The sequence below is a fragment of the Photorhabdus khanii NC19 genome (genome assembly GCF_000517265.1).
GTDB classification, from domain to species: Bacteria; Pseudomonadota; Gammaproteobacteria; order Enterobacterales; family Enterobacteriaceae; genus Photorhabdus; species Photorhabdus khanii.
This window is the reverse complement of sequence record NZ_AYSJ01000014.1, coordinates 289,584-312,931: the sequence shown is the minus strand read 5'-3', so window position 1 is coordinate 312,931 and position 23,348 is coordinate 289,584. Positions and strand designations below refer to the sequence as shown.

Sequence of the window (23,348 nt, the reverse complement as noted above, 5' to 3'; positions counted from 1 at the left end):
TGCCGCTTCACCCTTCCCGGGCAGTCGAGCAGGAACAGTAAAAGTGTAGCGGTATTATGGAAAGTTATTTAGTACAATGACAATTATTTAGAAAATGTATGAAAGATTATTCCATATTTTCATAAAACGGGTCGAAATTACCCCAAAAAACGAAGAGGTATTTGGTACTCTTGTTGAAGAAACATGTATCTTAATAATCAAAAATCATATCATATTAGTGGTCATCAATAACTCAATACATTGAACAAGATGTCATAATTATTTGTTATAAAACAATCTACTACATTCATAACCATACAAATATATCGAGCTAAAGTTACATTTATAAAATATTTCACTATGTAAAACCATAAACATTCAAAGTTAATATGGATATCCATAAAAAACCCAGAAACACTCATAGAGCAGAATTCATAAAAAACACAAACTAATATTAACAGCTACCGCACGAAATTAAATTAATTTCGGAACAAAAATATTCATCAATACTTAAAGGAAAACTATTACATATAACTATATATTTTAGTACAAATCAAACAAAAATAGACTAACTTAACCAAAAATCCAAGAAAACAATTTAGAAACAATTAATTATCAACACCATAAAATTCAAAAGTCATAAAAAAATACAAATTATATAATTAAGATAAACAACACCAAAGAAACTAATTATAACAAACTAATACTATAAAAATTACATTCATTAACAAAAATAATATATTATTTACTCATTTGATGTTTTTTATGGTTTTAAATAGAAAATACTGATGATTAAAGTCTCTCTTTACTTACCTACATAATAGAATATTGAAATTATAAGAGTGATATGCTTTGCATTGTTATTATTATGTTTGTTCACGCTGATGACGAGCCAGGGCGCGAGCATACTTTGATTAATCATCATCCAAAGAAGACTCTCGCCCGATAATCATCGCTCCAGCCGGCTTTTTTAAGCTTATTCCTTTGACTTGGCGCACCGCAATCACATTGTTTCAGCATATTTAAAACAAAACGCCGGAATAACGCCAAATTCTCAATGGCTCCGTCCAGAACGATACGTGAATCATCTTCTTTAAAAACCACATCAAGAATATAGTGTTGGCTATTCTCAATACGCCAGTGTTGGCGAATGGAATGTCCTAATAATTTGTGTCGGGGAGAGAATGAACTCACATAGTGGGAAGTATCAACGGTACCTTTGCCATTCCTCGTCCGGTGACGCTCAACGGCAATGATGCTGCGGATTGTCGGCCATTTTTTCGCTATTTCCGGGGGAAAGGCTGCCTTTAGCTGGAATACATCACGTTCTTCCTTACGGCCATGAACCGTTTGCTTGATTTCAGTGACGATTTTCTCTTTACCCGCATCAAATACCGCTTGAAATTGTGATTGAATGGCTTCCCATAATTTGGGTTGATTTTTCTTAACCTGAACAACAACATGGGCTTTCTTTTCGCTGATTTTTTCCAGCGTTTCACGCTGGCAATGCAGCGCATCAAGCGTCACAATGCTGCCTTTAAGTTCCAGAATATCCAGCATTTGCCGCACCATCGCGATTTCCCCTTTTTTGTGCTCCGTGGCTTTTTGACACAAGACCAGGCCATTCTCTGTGTCATAAGCGGTGACAACCTGAAAGACGTTTTTTGCATCATGGCGGTAGGCCTGGCGCAAGACTTTACCGTCAAAGGCAATGAGGGGTTTGCTCGCCTGTTCACGCTGCTCATTGACCCAGTTGAGTAAGGCTTCCAGCAGGGATTCGAGCTCGATGGTGCGGAGTATTCTGGCAATGGTATGCCGACGGGGTATTCCGGTGGGAAATGGACGATATGTTTTCAGCCATTTAATTTTTGCCTTGCCGTATGTTTCAATGTCTTGCCAGCCTTCGGCTCCCGCCATGATGGCGCTGATGACAAGGAAAATCACATCAATCAGCTCGTACTTACGATTGGTCTCGGAGCGTGTTTCTTTCACAACGGATAAATGTTCCATCAGGGTCATGTGCAGGCGCTAGCAAGAAATAATGTTGATTAGATCATGTCATTAGTTTTCATCAATAGGTGTGCCCAAAAGTATGCTCGCGCCCTAGATGACGAGCTACCAGCAAAAGCAAACTTTCTTGACAAAAAGATATTAACTGAGAAAAGTTACCACAAAAGAAATACCAAACCAGACTCACATATATATTCAGGATGTCATCTGGCGTGCTCAATCCTTCGTTATTGCAACACAAATAGGTCATATTCCATCACAAATAATTTATAACATCTATGAGACATGAATGAAAATAGTGATGTTCAAATTCATTACTAAAATAAAAGATTAGCCCAAATACCCCACTCATGCCCCAAACAAGAAATACAAAAGGTTTATCACAATATCTATCAATAAGTTAATATTCCTACACCTGCATACTCATAATTTCCTGATAAGAAGCCACCAGCTTATTTCTCACCTGAACGCCCATTTGCAAGGAGATACTGGATTTCTGCATATCCACCATCACATCATTCAGTTCAATACCCGGTACCCCCAGGGTAAAATCCTGTGCCTGTTTCGTGGCATGTAAACGTGTCTGATTAATTTTACCAACCGCCGCCGTCAGTTGACTGGCAAATCCCCCCTGCAATGGCATGGGTTTTGCGATACTTGCCGCCTGTAATACCTGAGCCTGCATCTGTTGCAGTACTCCTTCAATTGCCTGAATTGACATAAAAACCTCGTGTTAAACCACCTTATACCCTACGCAATTCAATGCCATATTAACCAAAGTTTTATACGGCATATTTTCACGCTGCCACCCTAACATAGCCCCTTCAATCTAAAGCGGGTAATTAACGTAAAAAGTCAGGGCTTATTGCGCCATTAAAAGATGAGTGAACAGCGAATAATGACAAGACTGAAAACAGGAAAAATTTTTTCGCTTGCGTATGGGGAGTCTGTTTTGTTACGCCACGCTTTTAGTATTCATGTTGAACAGCAAGGCAAGGATCGTCTATGAGTGCCGCAACAACCGACGTTGAAAATCAAACTAACGGTTTCAGTGCTATCATTAACCGGATAAAAGCTGATCCTAAAGTACCATTATTAGTTGCAGGCAGCGCAGCCGTCGCGATTGTCATTGCCCTTTTCTTGTGGTTACGCAGCCCCGATTATCGGGTGCTCTACAGTAATCTGAGCGATAAAGATGGTGGCGATATTGTCACGCAACTAACCCAATTAAATATTCCGTTCCGTTTTGCCGAAAATGGCGCTGCTATCATGATCCCTGCCGAGCAGGTCCATGAGACACGGCTAAGACTGGCACAACAAGGGTTGCCTAAAGGTGGTGCCGCTGGATTTGAGCTGCTTGATAAAGAGAAATTTGGTATCAGCCAGTTCAGTGAACAGGTTAACTACCAAAGAGCATTGGAAGGTGAGTTGTCACGGACCATTGAATCACTGGGACCGGTGCAAAATGCCCGTGTTCACCTGGCGTTACCCAAACCTTCCCTGTTTGTCCGCGAACAGAAGTCCCCTTCTGCATCCGTTACGGTCGGACTACTGCAAGGCCGTTCTCTGGATGAAGGCCAAATTAACGCCATTGTCCATATGGTTTCCAGCAGTGTCGCTGGCTTACCTCCGGGTAATGTCACCATTGTTGATCAGACCGGACGTCTTCTGACACAAGCGGATGCTACCGGACGTGATCTGAACACCAGTCAGCTGAAATACATTCAGGAAGTGGAAAATCGCTTCCAGCACCGTATTGAAGCCATTCTGACCCCGGTTGTCGGTCGTGGTAACGTTCACGCGCAAGTGACTGCCCAGGTAGATTTTTCCCGCCGTGAAGAGACCGCAGAGGAATATAAACCTAATCAGCCACCTAATCAGGCGGCGGTTCGCTCGAAACAGTTAAGTGAAAGCGAGCAAAGTGGTGGTTCTCTGGTTGGTGGCATTCCTGGCGCGCTTTCCAATCAACCCAGCCCTCCTCCAAGTGCGCCGATTGATAAGCCGAATACCAAAGAGAGTAATAAAAACGACAAGAGCGATAAGAAAACATCATCCGCCGGTAACAATAACGAGCGCGTGGTGAACAATAATCGCAATAACCGCCGTGACGAAACCACAAACTACGAAGTGGACCGGACTATTCGCCATGTACAGCAGCAAGCCGGCGGTGTTGAACGCTTATCTGTGGCGGTTGTGGTCAATTATGTCACGGTCGACGGCAAAAATGGCCCGGAAACTCAGGCGCTGACACCGGAACAACTGGCGAAAATAGAAGCGCTGACCAGAGAAGCCATGGGCTTTTCCAAAGAGCGTGGCGACAGTTTAAATGTGGTTAATACACCATTTACTGAAAGCAAAGAAAATATCGAAGTAATTCCGGTATGGCAGAACCCTGCTCTGCTGGAAAAAGCCTTTGATTTTGGTCGCTACCTTCTGTTGATACTGGTGGCTTGGCTCCTGTGGCGCAAAATGGTGGTTCCTCAACTCGCCAAAAAACGGGCCGCAGATAAAGCCGCGCTTGACGCACAGAAAGTTCATAAAAGACAAGTGACTGAATCCAGTGCAGAAATGGATGACAGAACCCGCCAGAGACTAACACGTCAACGGGTCAGTGCCGAAATTCAAAGCCAACGTATCCGCGAATTAGCAGAAAAAGATCCTCGCGTAGTGGCGCTGGTGATCCGTCAATGGATGAGTAACGAACAATGAGCCTGAACGGAACAGAAAAAAGCGCCGTCATGTTAATGACCCTGGGAGAAGATCAGGCGGCCGAGGTGTTTAAGCACCTGAACTCTAGGGAAGTCCAACAACTCAGTATCACCATGGCGGGTATGCGCCAGGTTTCCAACCAGCAACTGGTCGATGTCTTGGCTGAGTTTGAAGAAGATTCCGGCCAGTATGCGGCACTGAGTATCAATGCCAGTGATTATCTGCGTTCGGTGTTGATTAAAGCGCTGGGTGAAGAACGCGCTTCCAGTCTGCTTGAGGATATTCTCGAATCCCGTGAAACCACTACCGGTATGGAGACCCTCAACTTTATGGAACCACAAATGGCAGCCGATATGATCCGTGAAGAGCATCCACAGATTATCGCCACCATTTTGGTTCACTTAAATCGTGGGCAGGCAGCCGATATTCTTGCGCTGTTTGATGACAAACTGCGTAACGACATCATGCTGCGTATCGCCACTTTCGGTGGCGTACAACCCGCCGCGCTGGCTGAACTGACAGAAGTGCTCAATAACCTGTTAGATGGTCAAAACCTCAAGCGCAGCAAGATGGGCGGTGTTCGTACTGCCGCTGAAATTATCAACCTGATGAAAAGCCAACAGGAAGAGAATGTTATCGAAGCAATGCGCGCCTACGATAACGAACTGGCACAAAAAATCATCGATGAAATGTTCCTGTTCGAAAACCTTATCGATGTGGATGACCGCAGTATTCAGCGCCTGTTGCAGGAAATCACTACCGATTCCCTGCTTATTGCACTGAAAGGCTGCAACCAGCAACTACGCGATCACTTCCTCAACAATATGTCTCAGCGTGCCGCAGAGATTTTGCGCGATGACCTGGCAAACCGTGGTCCGGTGCGTATGTCTCAAGTGGAAAGCGAACAGAAAGCCATTCTGCTTATTGTTCGTCGTCTGTCAGAAAGCGGCGAGATTATCCTGAACGGTGGCGACGATAGCTATGTCTGATAAGTTGAACAATGCTGGCTGGCAACCCTGGAAACCCAATGAACTCACGCAGTGGGAAAAACTGCGTGTTAAACCAGAGCCTACTGATGACTCACTGGAAACTTCCGGGCGTGATGAAATTCTTGAACAGGCGGCAATGCTGGATAACCTGAAAGAACAGGCCCGGCAGGCAGGCCATGAACAAGGATTTGCCGAAGGCCAGACACAAGGTTATGAAAAAGGATACCAATCCGGCTTAGAAGCCGGTATGGAACAGGGATTAAAGGACGCAAGTCAGCAGCAGCAACCTATCACAGAGCAGTGGCAAAATCTGCTGGCCGATTTCCAACATTCATTGGAAGGGCTTGACACGATCATTGCATCCCGCTTGATGCAATTATCACTGACCGCTGCAAAACAGATCTTAGGTCAGCCTGCGATTTGTGATGGTACTGCCCTGCTCAATCAGATCCGTGAATTTATTCAACAGGAACCGATGTTAAGTGGTAAACCTCAATTGCGGGTTCATTCTCGCGATATGCCAATGATTGAACAACAATTAGGCAATACGCTCTCATTACACGGCTGGCGTTTACTGGCAGATAACAAGCTGCATCCGGGTGGTTGTAAAATCAGTGCAGATGAAGGTGATCTGGATGCCAGCCTGGCGACGCGCTGGCATGAATTATGCCGGCTGGCAGCACCGGGGGAATTGTAATGACGGCAAGACTCGGGCGCTGGCTGGCAACACTGGATGCTTTTGAGCAAAAATTGGAGAAGACTTCGCCGGTTCGTCGTTATGGCCGTCTGACCAGAGCGACAGGTCTGGTCATGGAGGCAACGGGCTTACATCTGCCTCTGGGAGCAACCTGCCTGATTGAACGGCAAAATGGCGGCAATATTGAAGAGGTTGAAAGTGAAGTCGTTGGTTTTAATGGCGAAAAACTTTTACTGATGCCGCTTGAAGATCTGGAAGGTATTGTACCCGGCGCGCGGGTTTATGCCCGCCCGTACAGTGAAGATTGCGGTAGCGGACGCCAGCTGCCTCTTGGCCCAGAACTATTAGGACGGGTTTTAGATGGTGCCGGCCGCCCACTGGATGGCTTGCCGTCACCAGATACCGGCTATCGCGCCTCACTCACCACACCGCCAATCAATCCTCTGCAACGTACGCCGATCAGTGACGTACTGGACGTGGGAGTACGGGCGATTAACGCCTTACTCACAGTAGGACGCGGTCAGCGAATGGGGTTGTTTGCCGGTTCCGGGGTAGGTAAAAGCGTTCTTCTTGGTATGATGGCGCGCTATACACAGGCCGATGTGATCGTCGTTGGCTTGATCGGTGAACGTGGCCGCGAAGTTAAAGACTTTATTGAAAACATCCTTGGTACAACCGGTTTAGCCCGCTCAGTGGTTGTCGCAGCGCCTGCCGATATCTCACCTTTATTGCGTATGCAAGGCGCATCCTACGCGACCCGGATCGCCGAAGATTTTCGTGACCGGGGTAAACATGTATTACTGATTATGGATTCATTGACCCGCTACAGTATGGCTCAACGTGAAATTGCCTTGGCCATTGGCGAGCCACCGGCGACCAAAGGTTATCCACCTTCGGTTTTCGCCAAACTGCCGACACTGGTGGAACGAGCAGGAAATGGCGTGAACGGCGGCGGTTCGATTACCGCGTTTTACACCGTACTGACCGAAGGTGATGATCAGCAAGACCCAATAGCCGATGCTGCCAGGGCGATTCTGGATGGTCACATCGTGCTCTCCCGATCTCTGGCGGAATCAGGGCACTACCCGGCAATTGATATTGAAGCCTCTATCAGCCGCGCCATGACATCATTAATTGATAAACAGCACTATCGGCGGGTACAGCAGTTTAAACAACTGCTCGCAAGCTATCAGCGCAACCGTGATCTGATTAACGTCGGTGCCTATGCTGCGGGCAATGATCCGCTATTGGACAAAGCGATTGAACTTTATCCCTACATGGCACAATTTTTACTGCAAGATATTGAAGAACGTAGTGAATATGAAGCGGCCTGTACTCAACTGCAACAGTTGTTACCTATATAACGTAACGATTTTCTGCATGTTGCCATTAAAAAGCGAGGAATAAGATGCAGCAACAATCACCGCTCATGACCTTGCGTGAACTTGCACAACATGCGGTGGAGAAAGCCGCCACTCACCTTGCACAAGTTCGTCAGAACCATCAACAAATGGAGCAACAACTTGTAACACTGATGGGCTATCAGGATGAGTACCGGATGCGCCTGAACGACACGCTCAGTAACGGTATGCCGTGTACGACCTGGCAAAACTACCAGCAATTCATGAAAACGCTGGAAAAAGCGATTGAACAACACAAATTACAGCTCAATCAATGGCAACAGCGGCTTGAGACCGCTTTATCACAGTGGCAAGAAAAGCAACAACGTCTCAATGCCTTTGATACGTTACAACAGCGGGCAGATAACAACCGAAGATTACAACAGAACAGAACGGAGCAAAAACAGATGGATGAGTATGCCCAACGTAGTGCACAACGGAGAAATGGATAATGAATGTCACTCTTTTGCCTGCTGACCTGAAACCGGCAGAAAATCAGCAAACGCGCGGTGATTCTCTCACCGACGCCGATCAACCTTCTGACTTTGCTCAGTTTCTTAATCTGGAAACCGAGCCGGCACAGAAAGGTATGACCAAACCGGGAAAAGTGTCATCCAAAGACGGAAAAGAGATCACGGATGAAACAGACAACGGTTTATCGCCATTATTATCTGTATCATCTGTCTCAAATGAAATTCCAGCGGAGTCTATCGCCTCCTCACTGATTCCTCTGAATGTAAAAGCAGAGGCAGACAAACAACCAGCTCCTGTTGATGAAAAGCTCATGTCAGCAGAAGAATTGGCGGCAAGTTTACCCGTACAATTATCCAAATTAACCATCAGATCAGAAAACCAGAAAGATAATCCACAACCAACCGAACTGATTAAACATAGTGATAAAAATAGTGATAAAAACCGTCCGGTTCTCACTAAAGAATGGATGATGACAGGATTACCGACAGAGAAAAATCTTTTGACGGATATGCTGGAACAACCCAGACATGAAGAAAAAACGGAAAGTTTTGAAAGTCTTTTTAAAGCAAAACCTGAAAACGGATTAGTACAGAATCCTCAGATAAAACCAAAGATCCCTACCGTCGCTATTCAACATGAAAATGCACCTCAAAGTCATTCACGTGAATCTGCGTTGATCCAGACCACCGTTCAGACTGAAATTCAGCCCGCTGCCGTAGCAGCTGAGCATCAGCAAACCGGACAAGCTCCCTCAGTAACCGCATCTCCTCTGCTTTCCGCAGGGCACAACCAGACGGCCCAGTTTCAGTTATCCAGCGCCTCCACACCTTTGCTGAATGCGCAGTTGGGTAGTGAAGAGTGGCAGCAACAATTAAACCAACAGATTATCTTGTTCAACCGCAATGGATTACAACAAGCAGAGCTGCGCCTGCATCCACAAGAGCTGGGTGCATTACAAATTCGTATGTCTGTTGAAGACAATCAGGCGCAATTGCATTTAGCATCTGCTCACAGTCATGTTCGGGCAGCCCTGGAAGCTGCGTTACCTGGGCTTCGTCATGCATTGGCAGAAAGTGGAATTCAACTTACCCAAAGCAATGTCAGCAGCGACAACGCCAGCCCGTGGCAACAAGAACAACGTTCCAGTTCACAAAATTCAGGCGGAACTGGCGGTCATGACACTGACACCACGCCAGAAAACCATTCGGCTACTGAATCCACAATACGTTTAACACCTCACCAACTGGCGTCAGTCCGGGGAGGTGTGGATATTTTCGCCTGATAATGGAAAGTATTTATCCGTAGTAAACAAGACTCACAACAAACGAATGAGTTAGTGGTTTTTTCTCCGTTTGTTCCGGCTATTGCCAGCGGAAATACGCGGGATAATTATTATCGATATTGATGGATAAGCAGGTCCGCCACGGAATGAGTGGACACTTGTCCGCAACGAAAACAGGAACTTGTCTGTCCATGTCTGACTATAGCTACGAGCGTAAACGCAAAAATCCATTTTGGATGATACTGTTAGTACTGATTGCCGTTATCGGTGCCGCCATCGGAGGATACAGTTGGTGGACATTTAAGCAGGCAAAAGAGAGTAACTCTAAAGCACCCCGAATCATAGAAGTCCCTGTATTTATGACTCTGGAACCTTTCACCGTCAATCTGATTGACAATGAAGATCACTTTGACCGTGTGCTCTATATCGGCGTGACCTTACGTTTAACCGATGAAAAAACCCGCAAGCGCTTCCATGAGTATCTGCCGGAAGTTCGTAGCCGTATGTTGTTATTACTATCACGCCAGAAATCAGCGGATCTGGCTCACGACAGCGGCAAATTGCGTCTGATGGACGATATCAAGCAAACGCTGCGTCCAACATTGGTACCCGGTGAGCCGGATCAGGTCATCACCGATGTGCTGTTTACCACGTTTATTCTGCGATAATCACCATGAGTGACAATATTCTTTCACAAGCCGAGATTGATGCTCTGCTCAATGGCGACAGTGCCAGTGACGACGCAGAAAACACCGCGTCCGGGGAAAACGAGGTTCGCCCTTACGATCCCAATACCCAACGCCGTGTTGTTCGGGAACGTCTGCAAGCACTGGAAATTATTAACGAACGCTTTGCCCGTCATTTCAGGATGGGGTTGTTTAACATGCTCCGCCGTAGTCCTGATATTACTGTCGGTGCAATAAAAATTCAGCCTTATCATGAATTTGCCCGTAATCTGGCAGTGCCGACCAACCTTAACCTGGTTCATCTGAAACCGTTGAGAGGAACCGCACTGTTTGCATTTGCCCCCAGCCTGGTTTACATCGCGGTAGATAACCTGTTTGGTGGTGATGGACGTTTCCCGACCAAAGTAGAAGGCCGTGAATTCACCAATACGGAACAACGGGTGATTAACCGGATGTTACGTATGGCGCTGGATTCCTACCGTGATGCCTGGGATTCCATTTTCAAAATTGAAGTGGAATATATCCGCTCTGAAATGCAGGTGAAATTCACCAACATCACGACATCACCGAACGATATTGTAGTTACGACACCGTTTCAGGTGGAAATTGGCGCGTTGAGTGGTGAGTTTAACATCTGTATTCCGTTTGCCATGATCGAACCCCTGCGGGAACGCCTGACCAATCCACCATTGGAAAATGTCCGCCAAGAAGACAGTCTGTGGCGGGAAAGCCTGGTAAAACAGGTTCAGCATTCAGAACTGGAGCTGGTCGCCAACTTTGTTGACATCCCGCTGAGGCTATCAAAAATTCTGCAACTTCAGCCGGGCGATATATTACCTATTGATAAACCCGAACGCTTGATCGTTCACGTCGATGGTGTGCCGGTGCTCACCAGTCAATACGGAACATTAAACGGGCAATACGCCCTGCGTGTCGAACATCTTATTAACCCTGTTTTAAATGCTCTGGATGAGGAACAGCCCAATGAGTGACGCTAAACAACCCACAGATACCGCTTCAACCGGGTCTGCCGAAGATATGTGGGCAGAAGCGCTGGAACAACAGGCCGCGCAACAACAAACCTCTGACAGCAGCGCGGCAATATTTGAATCTCTGGAGCCTCAGGATGCACTGGCTCATTTATCGGATATCGACCTGATTCTGGATATTCCGGTCAAATTATCCGTCGAACTGGGCCGGACAAAAATGACGATCAAACAACTGCTGAGATTGTCTCAAGGCTCCGTTGTCTCTCTTGATGGCCTTGCCGGGGAACCGTTAGATATTTTAATCAATGGCTACCTGATTGCGCAGGGTGAAGTTGTGGTTGTATCGGATAAATACGGCATCCGTATCACCGATATCATCACCCCTTCCGAACGTATGCGTCGCTTGAGTCGCTAATATGGCTTTCCAGCCTTCTCTTCATCATGGCGCGGCAGAACCTGTCGCGCAAACCCAAGCGGTTGCTCAGGTAGCCACTTCTGCGCCAATTCCCGCCGGTCAGACACTGATGCAGATCAGCAGTGCATTGGCGGGTGTCCTGCTATTGATTTTCACCCTCACCTGGCTGATACGCCGTATGGGGCTGGTTTCCGGCAAAGGAAAAACACAGCAACAACTCAGTATCAAAGCCAGTTGTTCACTTGGGCAACGTGAACGTGTCGTCATTGTGGAGGTCGAAAATGACTGGTTAGTATTAGGTGTTACTGCCCAGCAGATTAATTTGTTACATCAGATGCCAATACCTGAATCCAACGGTGATAACCCCGAAGGACACCCCATAAAACCGGCACTGTTTGGTCAGATTCTCAAAAATACCCTGATGCGACAAGGCAAGGCCGATGAAAAAAAGTAGTTCTTTCTTTATGACAGGCAATAAATTCCCATTATCATGCCGCCTGGCAATGGCACTCACTGCGCTGATTTTACCCATGGATGTCGCGGCACAGCTGCCGGGGATTATCAGCCAACCGCTGGCTAATGGCGGACAAAGCTGGTCCCTGCCGGTTCAAACATTAGTGTTTATTACCGCGCTGGGTTTCATTCCTGCGGCTTTACTCATGATGACCAGTTTTACCCGCATTATTATTGTGTTGGGTTTACTGCGTAATGCATTAGGCACCCCATCGGCTCCGCCCAATCAGGTTTTACTGGGGCTGACACTATTTATGACCTTTTTTATTATGTCGCCGGTTTTCGATAAAGTTTATCAGGATGCTTATCTGCCTTTCAGTGAAGATAAAATCAGCCTGGAAACCGCTTTAGAAAATGGCGCCAAGCCATTACGGCAATTTATGTTACGTCAGACACGGGAAAACGATTTAGCATTGTTTGCCCGCCTTGCTGACCAACCCCCTTTTGAAACAGCAGAGTCAGTTCCTATGCGGGTATTGATGCCGGCATTTATTACCAGTGAGCTAAAAACCGCGTTCCAGATTGGTTTTACCCTGTTCATCCCCTTTCTGATTATCGACTTGGTGGTCGCCAGCGTTTTGATGGCGCTGGGAATGATGATGGTGCCACCCGCGACAATCTCATTGCCCTTTAAACTTATGTTGTTTGTATTGGTTGATGGTTGGCAATTATTGCTGGGTTCTTTGGCACAAAGTTTCTACGGTTGACCTGAAAAGAGACAAACATTATGACTCCTGAATCGGTAATGGCACTGGGTACAGAAGCAATGAAAATCGCACTGGCGCTGGCTGCACCGCTGCTTTTATCTGCTTTATTATGCGGTTTAATTGTCAGCTTATTACAAGCCGCGACACAGGTTAACGAAATGACGCTGTCATTTATCCCCAAAATTCTGGCGGTATTTGTCACTACAGTTATCGCGGGTCCCTGGATGCTGAATCTATTTTTGGACTACATGCGTGGACTCTACAGCAGCATACCCGTGATAATCGGCTGATTATGATCTCTTTTGACAGTGAAATGCTGATCCAGTTTATCAGTGAATTTTTCTGGCCGCTGGTCCGGGTCCTTGCGCTGTTCAGTACCGCGCCATTATTCAGTGAAAAACAGGCCCCTAAAAAAGTTCGGATCGGGTTAGCAGTGATGGTAACGCTGCTCTTAATGCCAAACCTGCAACCTGCGCAAGTGCCTATTTTCTCTGTCGCCGGATTTTGGGTGATTATCCAGCAAATCCTGATTGGCGCATCACTCGGCCTGACCATGCAAATAGCTTTTGCCGCAGTGCGTCATGCAGGTGAAATCATTGGCTTACAAATGGGCCTCTCATTCGCCACCTTTTTTGACCCTTCCGGCGGCCCTAATATGCCCATTCTGGCGCGTATCTTTAACCTTTTGACTTTACTGCTATTTCTGGCTTTTGACGGCCATCTGTGGCTATTATCCGTTCTGGCGGATACATTCCAGGTTATACCAGTACAGCCATTGCAACTCAGTGCTCAAGGATTTTGGCTCTTGGCACAAAGCGCCAGCATGATATTTATCAACGGCATGATGCTGGCTCTACCATTAATCACTCTGCTATTAACGCTGAATTTCTCATTGGGGATCTTAAACCGTATGACACCACAACTCTCCATCTTTGTGGTTGGTTTTCCGCTAACGCTCACTACCGGTATCCTGGTACTGACACTTTTAATCCCCATGCTGGCGCCATTTTCTGAGCGTCTGTTCAGTGAATTGTTTAATCGGCTGGCGATAATTATCAGTGGCATGGTTATTTAAAAAACTATAAGTATTATATACTGTATAAATCCTATTATTTAATACTGTAAAATTTTATTTCCAACGGTGTTATTAAAACAGAAAAATAAAATAGGTTAATGGTTCAGGAGCAGTAAATTAATGAATATAGAACAAGAGTTATATAACGCCGCGATTAGCTTAATTGAAAAACGATATCCAAAGGGATGGGGTGGCGCAGCCGCAGTACGGACAGAATCGGGTAAGATTTTAACCAGTATTGCGCCTGATACCAAAAATGACGCGTTATCCCTTTGTATGGAAGTCGGTGCCTATTTGGAGGCACATAAACTTAATGAAGCGGTCACACACTCCTTATGTCTCTGTCGTGAGGATGCCGATTGTGAATATATCATTTTGACACCCTGCGGAATATGTCAAGAACGTTTGGTTCATTGGGGCGGTTCAGTTAAAGTGGCTGTGACTAATGATAAAAACGCGTTATTATTTAAAACAATACGTGAATTGCAACCTTATCATTGGTCAGCCGTTAATGGAGCAATTCTCTAAATTAGAAGATCTTGGATTCGTAGAGTAAATGCAATTAACTCTCCTTTTAAAAAGTTGCATTTATTGAATTAAATCTGTCCTTGATATAAAAATTTAATACCTCTGTATTCTCATTTTTAAATGATTATGGCAGGTTAAACATGTTCATCACGCTTCATTGTTGAATCACTTAATCGAAATCCATTAACCATTAGCAGGGATCTGAAAAGAAATAAAAAAAGGGATAAAATGGTTAATCTGGCAGGATTTAAGCTCTGAAAAAAGGATTGATTATTGGAAAAAACAGAAAGGGATATTTTTATCTCATCAGGCTATTTACTGGCTGATTTATGAAGACAAAATAAAGGGGGTGATTTATTAAAATTGCGGGTAAAACAGCGTCAATAAAGATAAAAATCGGATATGATTAGCGTTGATTAAAAGGTAAAATACAATAACCGATGATGATTAAACTTCACAAAAATCAGGTATTAAAAATGGTAAAAACAACGGTAAAAACGTTATACCGATTAAAACCATAAATTAAAAGAATGACTTTTAATAACAGATTAAAACCTACCTGTCATAAAACCCAAGGTAGGATTTAACTTTCTTCCTGCCATATTAATTTATTTATCAGCGGTTTTATACTTCATTTATTTTACATTTACCTAACCTGCCATAATCATTTAAAAGTGCAAATACAGAAGTATTAAATTTTTATATCAAGGGCAGATTTAACTTGGTAAAATATTTCATAAGGAGAGTTAATAGCATTTAATCGGAAATCATTAACCATTAATAGTGAGTTGAAAATAAATCTGCATGTAAAACAATATTACCCAAATAGATGGGGATTAAGGTGCTTTCCCACTGGTTATTTTATGAAGAAAATCGTAAAAATAACGCAATAAAAAAGAGATAAAATGGTTAATCTGGCAGGATTTAAGCTCTGAAAAAAGGATTGATTATTGAAAAAAATAGAAAGGGATATTTTTACATCATCAAGCTATTTACTTGTTGATTTATGAAGACAAAATAAAGGATGGTGATTTATTAAAACTGCTGGTAAAACAGCGACAGTAAAGATAAAAAGTAGATATGATTAGCATTCGTTCATAAACAGGATATTTAGCGCCAACCTGTTATTTTAGATAGAAAAAAGGCTTTATTTATGTCCTGATAATTATCGCAAAATAAAATACCAAAATCAGAGAATAAAGCCGATGACAATTATTGCGTCAGCTCAAGAATATAATCGGTATGGGGCAAATGATTCAGATCCCCTGGCTGAAACAGTGACGATGCAATAAAGCCCAGCGGATCATGTTCTATCGGATCGACCGGTATGGTGTGGCGGGAAAAACAGATTTCATCCTCGGTACCCGGCCCCTTTATCGGATTTTTAGCCAATTCATGAAACTGAAACACCGGATTATCCGGGCTATAAAAAATCGCTTTCGGGCAGTGTGGATTGTCAGACATACACCGTTTTCCCACCAGGGAAATCGTCACGGGAATACCGTCGGCTTCATCAACCACCCAAATATCCCCTATCGGTTCAATCTGGTTATAAATAAAAACCCGTTTACCGACTTTTAAGGTTAATTTATGAATACAGGGGTCCGGGATTTTACAATCGCAAACGGCACTTTTCATGTTAACTGAAAGCATAGTTTTTCCTTACCTCTCAGTATTAACTGCCGGAAACAGTTAATACTGAGTTATTTTAAAAAGGCCATAGTTATCTTGAAATAACCACTTTTCCATTGATTAAAGAAAAATAGGGGCTAAATGTACGACCGTTTTCACCATTTTTATCTCTAATTAACAATGGCGAATTATTACTATCTTCAATTTCAAAACGGAATAACCGCCCCCCCAGATAACGCACTAACTTATATTTTCTCCAGTCTATCGGTATAGCCTGATAACCGTCATCAAAATTTCTCCCAAAGTCTAAAGAATCAAAATAACTTTGTTCCGTACTGTCATTAGCCTGCGCATGCTCATACAACATTATTTTGGCGGCATGTTGTAAAGCCCCCGAATCTTTATTTTTCATTATTTTCCAGATATCTTCATAGGCTTTTTTAACCAATTCCGTGCTTGTTTCCGTTTCCGGCAAAGGCGTAGCCGTCGTCCAGGCCCAGACAGGCAGATCATTTAATGTCACTGTCCGTTCCGTATGATAATAAAATTTATCCGGATATTCTTTCGTCGTAATTCTACTGGATTGCTCAGTATCAATATTAAAATTAACAGACTGCATGCTATTAGGTTTTAATATTCCATCTTTATCTACTACCTTGGTGACAATATTAGTAATTTCATCAGAATCATAGGGAGTCGCCCTCACCAATCGGACCTTGCATTTCGCATCTTTTTCTTTATAAATATACTTATCATCCCGGGCACTTAATGGCCCCATATCAAGACTGATAACGTTCTTACCGTTTTGCAATATCACTGCAACATTGTAGCCAGTTGATATAGTACCGCTGATCGAGCCCAGATTACTTAAAGTGTAGATCCCATTGACTGTCAGTACACAAAATGCCTGATTTGTTTCTAAATAAGTAATATATTTAACTTTATCCATCGTATTCTTCCCATAGGTTGATAATGAAAATAAGGCCATAAAAAACAAAATAACTTTATTCATTGCGATAGCCTCAGTTTGTATGTCGATTTTTCTTTTGGCAGTTTAGGATATATCTCCCATTTTTTTTGTTTCTTATTATCCACATTGCTTCCTGATCCGATAGACTTACCATTATTTTCAGATGGTGCTACGCCCACCCCATACTCCACATAATAACTGGCAACAATCCCCTCATGGAAAAACACCAGATATAACCCGTTATCCTGCTTATCCAATTCAAAACACCCTTCCGCTTCAATATCTGCACCGGCTTTAAAATACCCTTCCACCAGATAATATTTAAAGCCCGCCTGAATATTCGTTTCCGCACTAATCGCCAACGTACCTTTGACCATATCCCCCAACTGGAATTCCATCTCCCGCTCTTCATTGCTGGCATATTTAAACGACAGGTTTAACGCCCCTTCCAGTACCATATCTAATTGCGCCCCCAGATAAGCGCCGTCCCGCCCTTCGTCTACCGCCGCCTTTCCTTTTAATCCCTGCTCACGAATTAAGGCTATTAACTTCTCAACACCGAATTCCGTGGCAAATGCCTGAATTAAATCCAGCCGCAATTTCATCCCAATCAGCGGCGCTAATTCCACCGAAATCGCCTGCTCAAAATACGCCTCATTGCCATGCGTGGCATTCACCAGTTTACTGCCGCCGCTTAATTTTATTTCCGGCGTCTGGATTTCCATTTCCAGCAGTTTTATTTCCTGGCTGCCTTCACTGGAAAACAGTTTTTGCAGCGTATCAACCGCCTGAAGCCCTTTATTCACTAACCCCAGTTTCTTGCGTTTTGTTTTAAATTCCTCTTCCAACTCATGCGTAAAGGTGCGGGAATAGGGGCCCAGGGTGTAAGCAAAACGCCCTTCGATAGTTAACGTATCCGTTAATTCATAACCGGCGGTGCGTTTATGCCAGTTTTCACCCGGCCTTTTCGCCTGCGGATTGACTTGTTTCCTCGCTGTAAGCGCCTCCTCTTTTCTTTCCGCCACACTTCTTTCCCGGACTGCCTGCTCCGCCCCTATCGTCATATCCAGCGTCCATTCATATTGCGGCAAAACATGAATTGTCGTGTAAAGCGCATCGACCGGGCCCAGTAACAACGCCTTCACCTTATTGTCCGCCAATGGGAATGAGCGCGTGACAAAAGGCTGACCGTAGCATTGCGTCAGTTCAAGAATATAATCGGTATGGGGCAAATGACTCAGCTCCCCCTGCTGAAACAGTGACGATGCAATAAAGCCCAGCGGATCATGTTCTATCGGATCGACCGGTATGGTGTGGCGGGAAAAACAGATTTCATCCTCGGTACCCGGCCCCTTTATCGGATTTTTAGCCAATTCATGAAACTGAAACATCGGATTATCCGGGCTATAAAAAATCGCTTTCGGGCAGTGTGGATTATCAGATACACACCGTTTTCCCACCAGGGAAATCGTCACGGGAATACCGTCGGCTTCATCAACCACCCAAATATCCCCTATCGGTTCAATCTGGTTATAAATAAAAACCCGTTTACCGACTTTTAAGGTTAATTTATGAATACAGGGGTCCGGGATTTTACAATCGCAAACGGCACTTTTCATATTAACTGAGAGCATGTTTTTTCCTTAGCCAATATTGACACTGCCACCACCAATCACTATTCCGCCACAACTCACCGCATCACCGGTTCTCGCAGCGGGTTTACCGTCAATAAAAACGGTGCTGGAGCCACCGGCAATTATCCGTGAATGGGATGAATGAGGTGCCAAAATATCCCCCTGACGAACCAGAGGAATACCATCGGCTTTCACACTGACAGATCCCGAAATAATCGGCGTTGCTTGACAATCATCATGCGCCGTACCAATATCACCGATTTTTACCGCATTACCCATATTCCCTCCTCATCTCTCACGAGGTTAAAATAATTAGTCTTTAAATTGGAACCAAGGTGATGATGAATCACTTAATTCCTGAAATAACAGTTTTTCAGCCCGCAGATGCCCCGGCTCATAGATATTATTCAAGATGCGTTTGTAGCGTGTGGGCGATTCTTCAACAGATCGATATCTTTGTGAGAAGTATAATTTCAGTATTCCCCGGACACTGTGATCATCCGTGATACCGATATTTTTTAGCTCGGTAACCAGTGCCCGGATATAGCCAACGTAATCAAAACCCTCAATAATTTCCCACTCGATTACTGATGCCACTAATGTCTGTACATAACGTTCAGCAAAAGCAGCATCAATCTTTTCCAGTTGTTCTGACGTAATCGACAATAGCTTTCTTTTATTGCTGGCACCTTGCGGATAATGTTCTCTGGCAGCGAGAAAATCATGACTTTGAATATTACCCTGATAGTTGGTGGCAATTTTATCTATCGGTCCCATAAAGCAGTGAATTTCCCAGTCACTCAGAACACTGAGAAATTCCCAGATATTGCGCGGATCATAAAACCGGAAAAAAACCGGTTTATTCTGACCGGGTAATAATACTTGTAAATGCTTACGCAGATGCCGACGTAATGTTTTCATATCCGCTTGAGTACTCAAGTAAATTCCCCAGGGCGTTTTCCACTCCTCCAAATAGAGTTTGAACTTTTCTGTTACCTCGACTAAATAAGGCGCAACCTTAAGCAATTCAGGCGATAAAGATTCATCGTAAAGACAGGTGTAAGGGGGCTTAAAATGCCCCAATATAAGCAGCAACCTCGATTCTGTTGCAGCGTCAACGACGGCATACAGCTTTTCTTTAACCATTGTGATTTTTCTCCATCGGACAATGTGCAACAAACATCGAACCGGCATGAGCGGCACTTTGCAAAATAGCAGGATTAACCGGTTGTAATAAGACGCCGGGATTGCCCCCCGAATTCAGGTTAATAGACGGGCCTTTAATATCCACACCACCCGCATGAATAACGATAAAACTATTACCCACTTTCAGGGTGATTTTGCCGTCGCTTTTTACCGTGATATCATCATTGGTATCGATACTGAATACGCCCTGTATTTTCTGTATCACATCGCCTTTAACCTGCAAGGATTTGTCACCGTCAACCTGAGCAATATAATCACCAGTGGTTTTATGGTCCTGTTGCCCCTCCACAGTCACTTTACGGTTATTGGCAATGGCCAGTTCGTCATCATGTCCAATCGCGGTTGTGCGGTTGTAATTAATTTTTTCATCCCGGGAATTACGCACCTGAATCGCCAGATTTTTTTGGGCGTGAATAAAGACTTCTTCCCGGTCTTTTTCATCCTCAAACCGCAGTTCATTAAAACCCTCTCCTTTATGGGTTTTTGAACGGATTGACATCTGGGTTTTTGCTATCGGTAACGGGTTCGGCACAATATTGCTGGCATGATAGGTGCGCCCAATAATAATCGGCTGGTCCGGGTCACCATGCAAAAAATCCACCAGCACTTCCTGACCCACGCGCGGAATGGCAATCATGCCCCAACGCTGGCCGGCCCAAGCCTGGCTGACTCTAATCCAGCAGGAGCTGTTATCATTAAATTTGCCATATTCGTCCCAGGCAAATTGCACCCGTACCCGCCCATATTCATCACAAAAGATTTCTTCCCCTTCCGGACCAACCACCGTCGCAATTTGCAGGCCATCAATGCGCGGTTTCGGGTAAGGTGAAGGACGCCATACCCGGTAACAGTCACCAAAGGTGAAGCTGTTGGTCAGGCTCGTCCCCCTCTCACCAAAACGGGATCCATCCGCCTGCGGTTGTCTGCCGTGGTGACTGATTTCAATCACTTGCCAGAGAGTATTAAATTTTTCTTTCGGGTGATCGGTAAGTGTAAATCCCGAAGCAGGCGAAAGGGCAAAACAGTCACTTTGCCCGTGACCGAGCATCGCGTCACGGCGGAGGGCTTCCAGACGATATTGACTGATCCGCTGTCCCGTCCCGTCTTTATAGCGCCCGGGAAAATCGTAGTAACGGTAGCTGTGCAGATCTGAGCGTTGATGGTGAAGCTGACGTTCATGATAGAAATACTCGGCGGCCCAAACGGGATTTTTAAAGGTCCGATCGCGCAAAGCAACACGCGCAATGCCGACCTGTTCACGCCAGCGAAATTGATTGATACAGCATTGGCTTCCTGTCTCATCCCATCCGGGATGGTAAGGCAGTGAATGGTTACCATTTATTCGATGAGAATCAAAAAAAGCCACTAACGGTTCACCCGGCTCCGGGGTGAACACAAAGTAATAAGATATCCCTTCATCCGCCAATAAGCGCTGGAGAAACATCAGGTCGCTTTCATCATACTGAACACAAAATTCCCGTTCAGGATGTTCATAACGCAGGTTACACGCGAAGTTCCTGACACCATTTTCTTTCAGCAATTTTTCGACAATATCGGTCACGGATTGGCGCTGAAAAATGCGGGAATTCACCCGTAATCCCGCACGCCATAAACCCGGATGAAGTGTCAGGGAATAATGACTGCGATGGCGACCTGTCGTGCTTTGTTCAAACTGCGTCACCATCCCGGTCACACTGCGCTCCGGTTGCCCGTCGCGATAAACGGTCAATGTAGCGGAATTATCCAACACATCAGCAAAGTCAATATCCGGATCAGCGCTGGTTAACGTGGCTTCCAGGCAGAACAATGTTGACAGCGCTTCATTCAGAGTAAATTCAACCACAGCAAAAGTTTGCTCCGGGAGATTACCTACGGTGAGGGTAAAAACCAGTCCTGAATCTGCCATTACTGCCCTCCTGACTGAGTGATATTGACGCTGAGGAAATGAAAGAAATCGTTTAATACAACCATAATCCAACCTTCATCAATTTAAATGATGACCGAATGTATTTGACCGGCAAAGCCACGGGCTAAACTTTTCTCTACCCTTGTTGGACAGGGCATTGACTTCATATTTCTGCCTGAAATTATCAGCACCCTGTCGGTTTGATTGTTTAACATATGAACGGGAGCATAGAAAAGGGAAGGAATAATGCACTTATTTTCTTTTAATAACGAAATTTTATTCTGGTCAAATTAAAGATTTTTTGCGGAATATCACAAATAACGATAAGGAATTTAATGCGTTAGAATTAACCGCCTCAATGCGAATGCGATTAAACAGAATCGCTGACCTGAACCTGCGATAAAACACAGTAGAAAACCTTTAGCACTTCTACATATATCGCCTTGCCAAATAAGTAATTATCTGGGATACGTAACTGAAAACAATCGCTGGCCTAAACCAGCGATTAATTAGCAAGAGATAAGCAAGGAAATAGAATTAACGATACATCTCAAACAACGACATGCCTTTCATATCGGTAAATGTCTTATATGATGCCTGAAGCGCAGCTTGTTGCTGATAATAATTAGAAATCGTCGAGTTCCATTCCACATCGACTAATTCACTCAAACGGCTTTTATTTGCCAGGCTACGTTCTGCGCCCAAGCTGTTTAGTTCTTCAATTTCTTTCAGTTGTAAACCCAATACTGATTCCACAGAAGAAATATTATTCAACGCATTACGGGCACCACGGTTTGCCTTATTCAGCAATTCCAGCGCATCATCACGGGTTTCTTGATCTGCCCCTTTAAGTGGTGTTCTTAATGACCGAATCGCCATGTCAATGGTTTTGAATATATCCGATTCGCTAGGGCTGCCATCCGGCTCTTTTTCCGGGTTACTGGTAGAAGAGAGAAATACCTGCTCCCCGGTATGCCCGATAATCATAGAACGGTTGCTATCCACTTTCTGAGTCATTTCCTCATAGCCCCCGTTGTAACTGACTACACCGCTTTTATTCTCATCAAAAGGTTTTACATCCGTTTTATAGCCGGCAAAAATATAGCGGCCATTACCATCGGTCGAATTACCCAGATTAACCAGTTGTTCTTTAAAACCTTCCAGTTGGATAGCCAGCGAGTTACGGTCTTCATCACTCAATATACCGTTTACTGTGGCGACAAGGCTTTCACTAACATTTTGTACGACACCAACGGATTTGGATACGACGCTTAATTGCATAGAAATCGCATTTTTGGCAAATGAACGGGCCGTCATATATTGCTGATTCTGAGATTCAGCCTGAGCAACCATCACGCCCTGAGACGCGGCTATGGGATCATCTGATGGGTTTATCACTCTCTGACCACTGGATAACTGTGCTCCCTGCTGCATCCATTTTGACTGGGCCAAAGTGATACCAATCATTTTCTGGTCGTATAATATATTGGTACTTACACGCACGATATCATTCCTTTCAAATAGTTAGCTAAATACCCAGGATATCT

At 44.5% G+C, this 23,348-nt stretch carries 23 protein-coding genes; 14 read left to right on the top strand and 9 right to left on the bottom strand.

Annotated elements, in window-relative coordinates:
- Positions 1-900: 900 nt before the first annotated feature.
- Together PTE_RS16945 and fliE are read right to left on the bottom strand one after the other, a co-directional pair.
- Positions 901-1,998, bottom strand: a complete 1,098-nt coding sequence (locus PTE_RS16945) for an ISAs1 family transposase (RefSeq protein ID WP_036849072.1) — start codon at positions 1,996-1,998, stop codon at positions 901-903.
- Between the two features lie 400 nt (positions 1,999-2,398).
- Positions 2,399-2,710, bottom strand: coding sequence for a flagellar hook-basal body complex protein FliE (gene fliE, locus PTE_RS16940; RefSeq protein ID WP_036849071.1), 312 nt, complete (start codon positions 2,708-2,710; stop codon positions 2,399-2,401).
- Between the two features lie 284 nt (positions 2,711-2,994).
- On the opposite strand from fliE, the gene fliF reads away from it, so the two are divergent.
- The 14 genes from fliF to PTE_RS16870 all read left to right on the top strand — a co-directional run bounded on the left by fliF (position 2,995) and on the right by PTE_RS16870 (position 14,453).
- Positions 2,995-4,698 carry a flagellar basal-body MS-ring/collar protein FliF gene (gene fliF / locus PTE_RS16935; protein ID WP_036849069.1) on the top strand — a complete coding sequence of 568 codons (1,704 nt, stop codon included), beginning with the start codon at positions 2,995-2,997 and terminating at the stop codon, positions 4,696-4,698.
- On the top strand, positions 4,695-5,687 hold the full coding sequence (gene fliG, locus PTE_RS16930) for a flagellar motor switch protein FliG (protein WP_036849067.1): 993 nt from the start codon (positions 4,695-4,697) through the stop codon (positions 5,685-5,687). Before fliF ends, fliG begins: the two co-directional genes overlap by 4 nt.
- Positions 5,680-6,384: a flagellar assembly protein FliH gene (fliH, locus tag PTE_RS16925; RefSeq protein WP_036849065.1), complete on the top strand. Its 705-nt coding sequence runs from the start codon at positions 5,680-5,682 to the stop codon at positions 6,382-6,384. Before fliG ends, fliH begins: the two co-directional genes overlap by 8 nt.
- Positions 6,384-7,748 carry a flagellar protein export ATPase FliI gene (gene fliI, locus PTE_RS16920; RefSeq protein WP_036849063.1) on the top strand — a complete coding sequence of 455 codons (1,365 nt, stop codon included), beginning with the start codon at positions 6,384-6,386 and terminating at the stop codon, positions 7,746-7,748. The genes fliH and fliI overlap by 1 nt, the downstream gene beginning before the upstream one ends.
- Before the next feature lie 44 nt (positions 7,749-7,792).
- On the top strand, positions 7,793-8,236 hold the full coding sequence (fliJ, locus tag PTE_RS16915) for a flagellar export protein FliJ (RefSeq protein WP_036849058.1): 444 nt from the start codon (positions 7,793-7,795) through the stop codon (positions 8,234-8,236).
- Entirely contained in the window at positions 8,236-9,540 is a 1,305-nt protein-coding gene (locus PTE_RS16910) for a flagellar hook-length control protein FliK (RefSeq protein WP_036849056.1), read from the top strand. The genes fliJ and PTE_RS16910 overlap by 1 nt, the downstream gene beginning before the upstream one ends.
- 191 nt (positions 9,541-9,731) lie before the next feature.
- Positions 9,732-10,208: a flagellar basal body-associated protein FliL gene (gene fliL / locus PTE_RS16905; RefSeq protein WP_036849055.1), complete on the top strand. Its 477-nt coding sequence runs from the start codon at positions 9,732-9,734 to the stop codon at positions 10,206-10,208.
- Positions 10,209-10,213: 5 nt separating this feature from the next.
- Entirely contained in the window at positions 10,214-11,218 is a 1,005-nt protein-coding gene (fliM, locus tag PTE_RS16900) for a flagellar motor switch protein FliM (protein WP_036839681.1), read from the top strand.
- Positions 11,211-11,630: a flagellar motor switch protein FliN gene (gene fliN, locus PTE_RS16895; protein WP_021324075.1), complete on the top strand. Its 420-nt coding sequence runs from the start codon at positions 11,211-11,213 to the stop codon at positions 11,628-11,630. The genes fliM and fliN overlap by 8 nt, the downstream gene beginning before the upstream one ends.
- Position 11,631: 1 nt before the next feature.
- Entirely contained in the window at positions 11,632-12,084 is a 453-nt protein-coding gene (gene fliO, locus PTE_RS16890) for a flagellar biosynthetic protein FliO (RefSeq protein ID WP_036849052.1), read from the top strand.
- Between the two features lie 49 nt (positions 12,085-12,133).
- Entirely contained in the window at positions 12,134-12,850 is a 717-nt protein-coding gene (gene fliP / locus PTE_RS16885) for a flagellar type III secretion system pore protein FliP (protein ID WP_110742948.1), read from the top strand.
- A 20-nt stretch (positions 12,851-12,870) separates the two neighbouring features.
- Positions 12,871-13,140, top strand: a complete 270-nt coding sequence (fliQ, locus tag PTE_RS16880) for a flagellar biosynthesis protein FliQ (protein WP_036849050.1) — start codon at positions 12,871-12,873, stop codon at positions 13,138-13,140.
- Positions 13,141-13,142: 2 nt separating this feature from the next.
- Positions 13,143-13,925 (top strand): flagellar biosynthetic protein FliR, encoded by a 783-nt coding sequence (gene fliR / locus PTE_RS16875; protein WP_036849048.1) that lies wholly within the window; start codon positions 13,143-13,145, stop codon positions 13,923-13,925.
- A 120-nt stretch (positions 13,926-14,045) separates the two neighbouring features.
- Positions 14,046-14,453: a cytidine deaminase gene (locus PTE_RS16870; RefSeq protein WP_036849046.1), complete on the top strand. Its 408-nt coding sequence runs from the start codon at positions 14,046-14,048 to the stop codon at positions 14,451-14,453.
- 1,212 nt (positions 14,454-15,665) lie between these two features.
- On the opposite strand, the gene PTE_RS16865 is transcribed toward PTE_RS16870, so the two are convergent.
- The 7 genes from PTE_RS16865 to flgL all read right to left on the bottom strand — a co-directional run bounded on the left by PTE_RS16865 (position 15,666) and on the right by flgL (position 23,304).
- Complete coding sequence (locus PTE_RS16865; RefSeq protein ID WP_036849044.1) at positions 15,666-16,106, bottom strand: hypothetical protein; 441 nt, start codon at positions 16,104-16,106, stop codon at positions 15,666-15,668.
- Positions 16,107-16,176: 70 nt separating this feature from the next.
- Positions 16,177-17,097: a hypothetical protein gene (locus PTE_RS22940; protein ID WP_051477439.1), complete on the bottom strand. Its 921-nt coding sequence runs from the start codon at positions 17,095-17,097 to the stop codon at positions 16,177-16,179.
- Positions 17,094-18,689 (bottom strand): hypothetical protein, encoded by a 1,596-nt coding sequence (locus PTE_RS16855; RefSeq protein WP_036849041.1) that lies wholly within the window; start codon positions 18,687-18,689, stop codon positions 17,094-17,096. Before PTE_RS16855 ends, PTE_RS22940 begins: the two co-directional genes overlap by 4 nt.
- Positions 18,690-18,698: 9 nt before the next feature.
- Entirely contained in the window at positions 18,699-18,968 is a 270-nt protein-coding gene (locus tag PTE_RS16850) for a type VI secretion system PAAR protein (protein ID WP_036849037.1), read from the bottom strand.
- A gap of 33 nt (positions 18,969-19,001) precedes the next feature.
- Entirely contained in the window at positions 19,002-19,835 is an 834-nt protein-coding gene (locus tag PTE_RS16845) for a DUF4123 domain-containing protein (RefSeq protein ID WP_036849035.1), read from the bottom strand.
- On the bottom strand, positions 19,828-21,801 hold the full coding sequence (locus tag PTE_RS16840; RefSeq protein ID WP_036849032.1) for a type VI secretion system Vgr family protein: 1,974 nt from the start codon (positions 21,799-21,801) through the stop codon (positions 19,828-19,830). The genes PTE_RS16845 and PTE_RS16840 overlap by 8 nt, the downstream gene beginning before the upstream one ends.
- Before the next feature lie 537 nt (positions 21,802-22,338).
- Positions 22,339-23,304: a flagellar hook-associated protein FlgL gene (gene flgL / locus PTE_RS16835; RefSeq protein WP_036849028.1), complete on the bottom strand. Its 966-nt coding sequence runs from the start codon at positions 23,302-23,304 to the stop codon at positions 22,339-22,341.
- Positions 23,305-23,348 lie beyond the last annotated feature (44 nt).